This is a genomic window from uncultured Mucilaginibacter sp. (assembly GCF_937859865.1).
Classification (GTDB): Bacteria; Bacteroidota; Bacteroidia; order Sphingobacteriales; family Sphingobacteriaceae; genus Mucilaginibacter_A.
Genome location: NZ_CALMAT010000077.1, coordinates 1 through 6,137, shown reverse-complemented (window position 1 = coordinate 6,137; position 6,137 = coordinate 1). Strand labels below are relative to the sequence as shown.

Here is a 6,137-nt window from a genome sequence, read left to right as displayed (position 1 = left end):
GGTTTTGCTGGCCAACGGGCATTTGGGCGGGTGGCCGCTGCCCAAAGGCGGGTCCTACAAAATTGCCGATGCGCTGGCTGCTTACTTTGTTTCACTGGGCGGAAAAATTGAGACCGGTTTCGAGGTAAAATCTTTGGCACAGCTTCCTTCTTCCAAAGCGGTTTTGTTTGATGTTACGCCGCGGCAGTTGCTGCAAATTGCAGGCCACCGGTTTTCTGCCTTGTACAAATGGCAGCTCGAAAAATACCGTTACGGCATGGGCGTTTTTAAAATTGACTGGGCGCTTGATGCTCCGATCCCTTTTACTGCTGCCGAGTGCCATCAAGCCGGGACTATCCATTTAGGAAATACGCTGGAGGAAATTGCCGATGGCGAAAAACAAACTTCGGAAGGAAAACAGGCCGAAAAACCTTTCGTGCTGCTTGCCCAGCAAAGCCTTTTTGACGCCAGCCGCGCGCCGGCAGGAAAACATACCGCCTGGGCCTATTGCCACGTGCCAAACGGTAGCAAAACTGACATGACGGAAATTATTGAGAAACAGGTGGAACGTTTTGCGCCGGGTTTTCGGGAACGGATTTTGGCGAAATCCACCATGAACACTCAGCAGATGGAAGAATACAACCCAAACTATATCGGCGGCGATATCAACGGCGGCACACTGGATATCAGGCAATTGTTTACGCGCCCCGCTTTGCGCTGGTCGCCTTACCAAACCTCGGACAAAGGGCTTTACATCTGTTCTTCTTCCACGCCGCCGGGCGGCGGCGTGCATGGCATGTGCGGTTATTACGCGGCAAAAAGGGCATTACAAGAAGTTTTTGGGTTGAAAGCACCGCGGCTAAGCTATTGGTGATGCTGTTTTTATCAAGGTTTTTTATAGCTCGTTTCAGCATTGATACTTCTTTTATCGCATAAAAAATCAGCTTTTGAAATTCTTGTTCTTCAACACCAATTTTTACCTGGTAAAAGAAGCATTGGTTTTTTCATCATTTTCAAAAAATCAGTATTGATCAGTAAAACATTATCTTCACGGCCTTACTTAAACCCGAATGGATACTACTGCAGAACAAAGCCGCTTAAACGATCATTACTCCAAAAAAAACAACTGGCTTAAATGGGGCCCGTATTTATCAGAAAGGCAATGGGGCACCGTGCGCGAAGACTATAGCGCAAATGGCGATGCCTGGAACTACATCACCCACGATATGGCCCGCAGCAAAGCTTACCGCTGGGGCGAAGAAGGCATCGGCGGTTTCAGCGATGACAAGCAACTGCTTTGTTTGGGCTTAGGTTTATGGAACGGGAAAGACGCGATTTTAAAGGAACGGCTTTTCGGGCTGACCAATATTGAAGGCAACCACGGCGAGGATGTGAAAGAACTGTATTACTACTTAGACAGCACGCCAACGCACAGCTACATGAAAATGCTGTACAAGTACACGCAGGAAGCGTACCCTTATAGTTTGCTGCTTGACGAAAACCGCCGCCGCGGCAAGCTGGACCCGGAGTTTGAATTGCTTGATACCGGTTTGTTTGACCAGGACCGCTATTTTGATGTTTTTGTTGAATACATCAAAAACGCGGAAGACGATATTTTGATCCAATATACCATCCACAACCGCGGTGATGGGCAAGCGCAACTGCATTTGCTGCCGCAGTTGTGGTTTAGAAATACCTGGAGCTGGGACCCGGGAGCGGCCAAACCCAAAATCACGCATCAGGATAAAAACACTTTGTTGCTGCAAAACGAAACTTTGGGCAACTATTATTGCCATGTTGACGGCGAGGCAGAGTTCCTGTTCACCGAAAACGAAACCAACAACGAGCGGCTTTATCATTCGGCAAACCAAACCGCTTTTGTAAAAGACGGCATCCACGAACGTGTGGTAAAAAATAATCCGGCAGCAGTAAACCCCCAAAAAGAAGGCACAAAAGCAGCAGCGTGGTTTCAGTTAACGGTTCCTGCAAAAGGAAATGTGCAGGTAAGGTTAAGGCTGTCTAAAAATCATCAGCCAGACCCTTTTGATGGTTTTGATACGGTTGTAAATACCCGCATTAAAGAAGCAAATGATTTTTATGCCGAAAGACAGAAAGCAGGTGCCAGTGCTGATGAAAATTTGGTGCAGCGCCAGGCTTTTGCAGGCATGTTGTGGAACAAGCAATACTATTTTTACAATGTAAATTTATGGCTAAAAGGAGATACCGGCCAGCCGCAGCCACCAAAAAGCCGTTTGAGCGGACGCAACCACAATTGGAAACATTTTCTGGCAGACCAGATTTTATCTATGCCGGATAAATGGGAATATCCCTGGTTTGCCGCCTGGGACATGGCTTTCCATTGCCTTACTTTTGCAAAAATTGATCCTGCTTTCGCAAAAAACCAACTTAATATATTGGTTAGCGCACACTATATCCATCCCAGCGGCCAGTTGCCTGCCTACGAATGGGATTTTAGCGATGTTAACCCGCCGGTACATGCCATGGCGGCCTGGCAAATTTATCAACTGGACAAAGACTTAAATAAAACAGAAGATGTACTGTTTTTAGAAGGTGTTTTTCAAAAGCTGCTGCTTAATTTTACTTGGTGGGTAAACCAGAAAGACAGCGAAGGCAACAATGTTTTTGAAGGCGGTTTTTTAGGATTGGACAACATTGGTGTTTTTAACCGCAGTGCGCCGATCCCCGGAGGCGGTTTTTTAGAGCAGGCCGATGGCTCCAGTTGGATGGCGATGTATGCCCTCAACATGATGCGGATCAGCATTGAACTGACCATGTACAACCCGGTTTATGAAAACATGGCCATCAAATTTTCAGAACACTTTTTGTACATCGCCGGCTCGATTGCTTACATGGGCGAAGATTCTTTGGGCCTGTGGGACGACCAGGACGGCTTTTATTACGATTTGCTGCGCAAGCCCGACGGCGAAAGCGACCGTTTGCGCCTGCGTACTTTGGTTGGTTTGATCCCCATGTTTGCCGTTATCGTGTTTGATGAAAACAAATGGAATAACTTGCCGCGGCTGAAAAAGCAGTTAGACGATTTTATGAACCAGCGGCCGGATTTGGTGCGTTTAGTAAGCTATTGGAAAGATACCAAAGGCAATGAGCAGCATTTACTTTCGTTGCTGCGCGGCCACCGCATGAAGCTTTTGCTGCGCCGGATGCTTAACCCGGAAGAGTTTTTATCAGATTATGGCATCCGCTCTATCTCAAAAGAATACCAGGAGCATCCGTACCATTATTTCTTAAACGGAAGTAATTACGAAGTAGCCTACAACCCGGCCGAAAGCGATACAGATATGTTTGGCGGCAACAGCAACTGGCGCGGCCCAATCTGGATGCCAATGAATTACCTCATTATCGAAGCTTTGAACAACTTTCAGGAATATTATACCGATGATTTTAAGGTAGAATATCCAACCAACTCGGGCAAATACAGTTCGCTTGCAGAAATTGCACAGGCTTTAAGCTATCGTTTAAAAAGTATTTTTTTAAAAAACGGCCAGGACGAGCGGCCTGTTTTTGGCGGAAACCAAAAGCTAAACCTCGACCCAAACTTTAAAGATTATATCCTTTTTCACGAATATTTTCATGGCGATACGGGCAAAGGTTTAGGTGCCAGCCATCAAACCGGTTGGACAGGTTTGATAGCAATCCTATAAAAACAACTTAGCTCAAATTAAAGCAATACTGTTTTTACCGGCCTTAATTATGAAAGCGCATGGTTGATGTTCTGGCAAAATTACGGCTGCTTGAACAAGAAGATACAGAGCAGGTTAAGGTAAAAGCTAATGCGGCAAATAGTATTAATTTTTTCATGATTTATTTTTTTAAGTTTTGATGTACAAAGCTTTTTACAAGTCTCGTTCCAACAATAATTATAGCGGATTTTGCCTTTTTCTGATAAAAACAACAGCAAAACAGGGAGAAACAGCCCCGTTTGGTTGTGGCAGTGTAGAATGTTTTTCTCAGGATGGTTTGTCTTGAAACGGCAGATGCTTCTTTTACCGGCATAAATTTGGCGCCTGGTTTTATCCTTGATAATTGCGCTGTAAATTCGTTTTCAACCAACAATTAAAACAGTTTGCTGTTAGCAATGAAAAAGCATCCCACCATGGAACAGAAAAAAAATTTGCCGGAAGAACAGCTTAATAACCCATATTCGGAAGATGAAGGCTTGCAGCAGACTAATAAAGACGGCCAGGAAATTTTAGACGGCGCGCACGAAACCGACCAGCTTGACGGCTTTAAAAAAAATGTAGATGAAGGCGGCCGCGCAGCTTATCCGGATTTGCACCAAGGCGCAGAACCGAGCGAAGGCGATAAATAATTTTTTATGGATAAAAACAGCATTTTTGTACAGCAGCAATAAAATGGGAATGCTGTTTTTATCTGCCTAAATTCAACAACACAAGTTTAAATACCCAAGTTGGGGACAAGATTACCTGGCGTCAATCTAAAAACGGGCAATTGCTTCCCTGTTTATCGGTTTAAATACGGGGGTTTCTTTTGGAACAAGGTTTGAAAACATACACTTTCAAACCTTAATCTAATGGAATCTTTAACAGAAAAAACCCGGGAGTTTTTAATTGAACTGGACAACATTGATTTTCAGTTCATCATCTTTTTTCTTTCCCGCGAACCCATCGAACCTGATGACATCCGCGACCGGCTAAAAAACCATTATAAGTTTGAGGTAGAATGCGGAAAAGCTTATTTCGCCTTTTTAAAAGGTTCGGATTTGCCTTTAACCATCCGTAAAAAGTGCATTCAAAAGTTTGTCAATTTATTTGAAGACGGCGTTTTTGTAAATTGAGGAAATTTAGTTTTCCCCGAAACAAAAAAAGAAGCTACAAAGCTATATTTCTATTTTACTATCTTCAGCAGGACAAATAGCTAATGGAAAAGCCAAATTTTTTGTGGAAACTTTTTACAAAAACAAAGTAGCCTTTTAGATTGCTAACATTTTACTATGACAAAAAAAGCATTGATTTTCGATCTTGATGACACCATCTATCCTATTAAGCCCTTTGCTGACGAAATGTTCGCCACTTTGTTCGACTTGCTTAAATCCCAGTTAAGCGACGAGGTTTACCAGCAAGTAAAGGAAGATGTGTTGACGACGCCGTTCCATAGAGTTGCAGACCGCTATAAATTTAATAAAGAACTTAAGGAAGAAGGCATGAAGCTGTCGTTAAAGATGACCTATAATGGCCCGATAAAAGCATTTGAAGATTACCAGATTGCCAAAGATTTAGCAATAGAAAAGTTTTTGGTAACGGCGGGCTATACCGATTTTCAGAAAAGCAAAATAAAGCTCCTTGGCATTAAAAAAGATTTTAAAGAGATTTTTATACCCGACCCGGCAAAGTCTGATTTAAGCAAAAAGGACGTGTTTTTACAGATTTTACAAAAATATCATTTTTTGCCCGGCGAAGTGCTTGTGATAGGCGATAACCCGGAAGCAGAAATAGTCGATGCCCGGGAACTTGGGATCGAAACTTATTTATATGATTACCAGGGGAAATATTCTCCTGCCCTTGCCAACTATTACGGATCAAACTACGCCAACCTGCCAGAAATCCTAAATTAACAGGTATGCTTTTTCCTTTGCACAAAAAAAACTTATGCTTCTTTTAGCCTATAAAAATTGGTGGTTGCATTGGTTGAAGCAAAAAGTAATGTATATAAAAAACATAAATTAAAAAAGGCATCCGTTTGGATGCCTTTGTGGGAGATACTGGGTTCGAACCAGTGACCCTCCCGGTGCAAAACCGGGATGCCCTGAACCAGCTGAGCTAACCTTCAATTATAAGTTTCTCTATCATCTTCCTGCTTTTCCAGCTTTTTATCTGGCGTTCCCGCTTTAAAGCTTCGGACTTTGTGTTGAATTCCTCCTGATAGGCCAAAACCCAGTCGCAGGCATGGCCGGTAAAGCCCTTGTGGTTGGCGTTGTGCCTACGCACCCTGCCTTCAACATCTCCCGTAGAACCAATGTAGTATTTGTTTAAAGAGGGCGAAAATAAGATATAACAGTAAAACATTGTAAAATACAAAAGGCCGACGATAATCGTCGGCCTTTGTGGGAGATACTGGGTTCGAACCAGTGACCCTCTGCTTGTAAGGCAGATGCTCTG

General features: G+C 43.5%; 5 protein-coding genes, 1 tRNA gene and 1 pseudogene (1 of these 7 running past the window's edge). 5 read left to right on the top strand and 2 right to left on the bottom strand.

Annotation, left to right across the window (positions count from 1 at the left end; all coding sequences use genetic code 11):
* The 5 genes and pseudogenes from Q0192_RS08015 to Q0192_RS07995 all read left to right on the top strand — a co-directional run.
* Positions 1–853: pseudogene (locus tag Q0192_RS08015) on the top strand (NAD(P)/FAD-dependent oxidoreductase); it begins 625 nt to the left of the window's first position.
* Positions 854–1,049: 196 nt separating this feature from the next.
* Positions 1,050–3,662 (top strand): glucosidase, encoded by a 2,613-nt coding sequence (locus Q0192_RS08010; protein ID WP_299288664.1) that lies wholly within the window; start codon positions 1,050–1,052, stop codon positions 3,660–3,662.
* 452 nt (positions 3,663–4,114) lie between these two features.
* Positions 4,115–4,330 carry a hypothetical protein gene (locus tag Q0192_RS08005; RefSeq protein ID WP_299288661.1) on the top strand — a complete coding sequence of 72 codons (216 nt, stop codon included), beginning with the start codon at positions 4,115–4,117 and terminating at the stop codon, positions 4,328–4,330.
* A gap of 222 nt (positions 4,331–4,552) precedes the next feature.
* Positions 4,553–4,816 (top strand): hypothetical protein, encoded by a 264-nt coding sequence (locus Q0192_RS08000; protein WP_299288658.1) that lies wholly within the window; start codon positions 4,553–4,555, stop codon positions 4,814–4,816.
* A gap of 156 nt (positions 4,817–4,972) precedes the next feature.
* A complete protein-coding gene (locus tag Q0192_RS07995) occupies positions 4,973–5,593 on the top strand; it encodes an HAD family hydrolase (RefSeq protein ID WP_299288656.1) in 621 nt (206 codons plus the stop codon).
* A gap of 138 nt (positions 5,594–5,731) precedes the next feature.
* Here the strand turns inward: Q0192_RS07995 and Q0192_RS07990 are convergent.
* A tRNA-Gln gene (locus tag Q0192_RS07990) sits at positions 5,732–5,805 on the bottom strand.
* Positions 5,799–6,137: GIY-YIG nuclease family protein (locus Q0192_RS07985; RefSeq protein WP_299288653.1), on the bottom strand; the 339-nt coding region annotated here is incomplete at its 5' end. The genes Q0192_RS07990 and Q0192_RS07985, both read right to left, overlap by 7 nt.